Origin of the sequence: Trichococcus sp. ES5, assembly GCF_900067165.1 — a bacterium.
GTDB lineage: Bacteria > Bacillota > Bacilli > Lactobacillales > Aerococcaceae > Trichococcus > Trichococcus flocculiformis.
The window spans coordinates 1-3,419 of sequence record NZ_FJND01000047.1; the positions used below are offsets into that span (position 1 = coordinate 1).

Consider the following 3,419-nt stretch of genomic DNA (forward strand, 5'->3'; position numbering starts at 1 on the left):
CAGTTCTCATTTCTTGGAGAATGCTGTTCGCATGATGGTCAGCTTGCTTTCCTACAACATCAACAATTTTATGCGTACACTAGCTTTCCCAGAAAAGGCCAAAGGCCTACAGATACAGAGTATTCGTCTTCGGTTTTTCAAGATTGCTGGGAAACTGATCCACAGCGGAAGACGCATGATGCTAAAACTCAGTACCCATCATGTCTATCAAAACGAATTTTTTCATATCTTACGGCAAATTCAATCCTTGTCTTGGTGAGTCCCCGTTAATTTAAAAAAAATCTTTCGAACAAAGGGATTAGTATGCCCTAAAACACAATAACAATCGCATTCCGTGCTTCTTTTCGTCTCTAAGAGACGTTTTGAAAGGAAAAAAATAACAACTCCGCGAAAAATCCAATATTGCAGATGAAATAGGGTTATTCATATCAAGATTTGGTATGGTATGAATAATTCAGGTCTCTAATCATTTCATCAGAATAGGGAGGATTCAGTTTATTTTCTTAGCAACTATATTATTTGGATTCACCGTTTATGGCAAAGAGTTTATCATTCTCTGGGTAGGGCAAGATTACATTGAGGTATATTGGATTGCATTAATAATATTGCTTCCTTTCACTATTGATTTAATCCAGAATCTTGGCCTTACTATTATGCAAGCAAAAAATCTGTATTCTTTTCGCGCTAAACTATTTTCTTTTATGGCAATATTAAATATTATTTTATCATTTCAGTTAAGTTCAATCTTAGGAGCGATCGGAGCTGCAGTAGCAACTGGAATAGTTATGTTCCTTGGCTATGGTTTAATAATGAATATTTACTATTATAAGATTGTTAGAATAGATATACCTGCATTCTGGAAGGAAATTTTTTATCTAGTTCCTATTTATTTTCCATCCATAGTAGTGGGAACATTATTAAAAGAAATAATACTAATCAATAGTTGGTTCTCACTTTTTATTAATATAGTTTTCTTTTTGTTAATAACTATTTTCTTTATGTGGATTAAGGGTTTTAATTCTTATGAGAAAAATTTAGTAACAGAGCTTTTATCCAGTATGAAAGAGAAAGACTCACTTAGAAACGAAGGGGAATTCTAGCAGAATTAATTTACTTTGGAGTATAAACATTATTAAAATTGCTTTCTTCTGAAAAAGTGTATAAAAATGAGGGAAATATTTCTTTGTTTTTCAAGTTTATCTATAATAAATATATCAACATATGTAATTTAGATATAGGTAAGAGTTTAGAATACTCACAATCTCCGAGGTACTTAACTTGTAGACATAATGTAGCATAGTTATTATAGTCATTCAGCAGATTACATCCGTCTGTATTTTTAATATCCAAAGAAACTAAAAACAAAAAAAACAAAAAATGTTATTTTTGTTAGCTTCGAAATAAAATTCGAACTTTACTAAAATTACTATCATTTCTTAAGTTTAGAAAATGATAATTCAGGAGGAGAAAATGGGAGAAGAAATATCAATAAGTGAACTTTTTGCAACATTAAAAAGACATTTTAGTAAAATAATCCTTTGGAGTTTAGCAGGTCTTATTATTTCCGGTGTTTATACCTTCTTTTTTGTAACACCACAATATGAATCAACTTCAAAAATCGTTGTAAATCAAACACAAAATACAGGGCAGTCTATTACTAATTCCGATATCCAAACAAATTTGAATTTGATTAATACATATCAGAGTATCATCAGAGAACCGATTATCTTGGAAGATGTGATTGAGACAACAGATTCGAATTTAAGTGTTAGCCAATTAGGTAATAAAATTAGTGTACAAACTCAAAATAACTCACTAGTATTTGGAATAACTGTTAGTGATCCAAGCCCTTATGAAGCAGCTGAATTAGCAAATGCAACTGCAACCTCTTTTGAAAAGAAAATCGGTGATATTTTAGAAGTGGAATCTGTTACGATTCTTTCACAAGCCATACCTGACTTAAGTGCCGTATCGCCTAATGTACCTTTTAATATGGTAGCTGGTTTAGTTCTAGGATTAATGATAGGAGTGGGATTTGCATTCTTAAGTGAATATTTAGATAACACAATAAAAGGCAATCAATTCATCAATGAACACATTGGTTGGACCGACTTAGGAGCCATCTCCTTAATGACAGAAAAAGAACTGAAAGACATGGCTGTCCGTCAGGAAGAACATAAAATTGAATCAAGAAGAGGGAGGAGGGTAGTCTAATGGTATTTGGCAGAAAAAAACGAACCAAAAAGAATTATAAAGGACTCATCACGCTGGCTTCTCCGGGTTCCTTGATCTCTGAGCAGTTTACAACCTTGAGAACCAACATTGAGTTCGCCATGGTGGATAAAAAATATAAATCCTTAGTAGTGACGTCATCCATGCCTGATGCTGGAAAATCGACGGTAGCGGCAAACCTGGCAATTACATTTGCGAGGCAGGGCTATCGAGTTCTATTAGCGGAGGCAGATTTCCGCCGTCCGTCTGTTCACAAAGCGTTCCAAGTTGTTAACGGAATCGGGATGACATCACTATTGTCCAACCCAGAACTAACCGTAGAAGAGTGTGTTCTGGAGACAGATATTCATAATCTTCACTTAATGACCTGCGGCCCAATCCCGCCAAATCCAGCTGAACTGATCGGTAGCAACCGTATGAAGGAACTCCAAGATAAACTAACAAGCAAATATGACTTGGTCATCTTCGACACGCCACCTCTGCTTGGTTTTGGTGACGCCCAAATCATGGCCGGTCGCGCAGAAGGAACCATTTTCGTAGTACGCCATGGTGTAGCCAAAAAAGAGAATATGCTGAAAGCCCATGAAATCTTTCAGCGGGTTAACGCGAACGTATTGGGAGCAGTCTACAACCAAGTCCCAACTAGCGAGCAGGATAACAGCTACTACTACTATTACACAGAAGAAAATTAAACAGGAGGCACAAGGTTTTGCAGTTTAAAAACCGGTGCCTTTTTCTTTTAATTCTTATAGTTTGTTCTATCAATATACTGTATAATTAAATTTGTCTATATTAATGCCTGCTGAATAAATCCCTATTTTTAGCTTACGGCTTCATTAGGGGTTCAATTCTAGGGGAGCTCATCCATTGGATGAAAGTCAAAAAAATGCGCAATGAAACCTTGGACAGGTTCATTGTAAGGATGGATAAAGCAATCACACAGAGACTGGTCTCTTCAAGGCGTGTTCGAATAAGCCTGAGCCCGAACTTTCTTTTCGCCAGGCTGAAGCCTCTCTCGACCTCTACTCGATCGCAGTTGTCGCTGTATTCTTGTTTTTTGTCAATCTTCTGATCCTTCTTGGGCCTGCCGAGCGACGGGCCGGATAATCGGATTCCGAGTTCTTTGCAGTAGCTTAAGTTTGTGCGATTTCGGTATATTTTATCCGCCAAAACTCGTTCAGGATACA

Annotated in this window: 4 protein-coding genes and 1 pseudogene; 4 read left to right on the forward strand and 1 reads right to left on the reverse strand. The window is 36.2% G+C overall.

Going from position 1 to position 3,419, the window contains the following annotated elements:
• The 4 genes from TES5_RS14745 to TES5_RS14760 all read left to right on the forward strand — a co-directional run.
• Window positions 1-259 (forward strand): transposase (locus tag TES5_RS14745; protein WP_198143377.1); only part of this gene is annotated, 259 nt, incomplete at its 5' end.
• Between the two features lie 394 nt (window positions 260-653).
• The gene (locus TES5_RS14750; protein ID WP_157080425.1) at window positions 654-1,100 is read left to right on the forward strand and encodes a hypothetical protein; all 447 of its coding nucleotides are present in this window, start codon (window positions 654-656) and stop codon (window positions 1,098-1,100) included.
• A 370-nt stretch (window positions 1,101-1,470) separates the two neighbouring features.
• Window positions 1,471-2,214, forward strand: a complete 744-nt coding sequence (locus TES5_RS14755) for a YveK family protein (protein ID WP_068562711.1) — start codon at window positions 1,471-1,473, stop codon at window positions 2,212-2,214.
• The gene (locus tag TES5_RS14760) at window positions 2,214-2,924 is read left to right on the forward strand and encodes a CpsD/CapB family tyrosine-protein kinase (protein ID WP_068562712.1); all 711 of its coding nucleotides are present in this window, start codon (window positions 2,214-2,216) and stop codon (window positions 2,922-2,924) included. Before TES5_RS14755 ends, TES5_RS14760 begins: the two co-directional genes overlap by 1 nt.
• 178 nt (window positions 2,925-3,102) lie before the next feature.
• On the opposite strand, the pseudogene TES5_RS14765 reads toward TES5_RS14760, so the two are convergent.
• A pseudogene (locus tag TES5_RS14765) lies at window positions 3,103-3,419 on the reverse strand (transposase); the annotation flags it as partial.

What these genes read in the sequence shown, in the direction of transcription:
- TES5_RS14760 (WP_068562712.1), top strand. Translation starts at nt 2,214, where the DNA reads ATGGTATTTGGCAGAAAAAAACGAACCAAAAAGAATTATAAAGGACTC.
- TES5_RS14750 (WP_157080425.1), top strand. Translation starts at nt 654, where the DNA reads ATGCAAGCAAAAAATCTGTATTCTTTTCGCGCTAAACTATTTTCTTTT.
- TES5_RS14755 (WP_068562711.1), top strand. Translation starts at nt 1,471, where the DNA reads ATGGGAGAAGAAATATCAATAAGTGAACTTTTTGCAACATTAAAAAGA.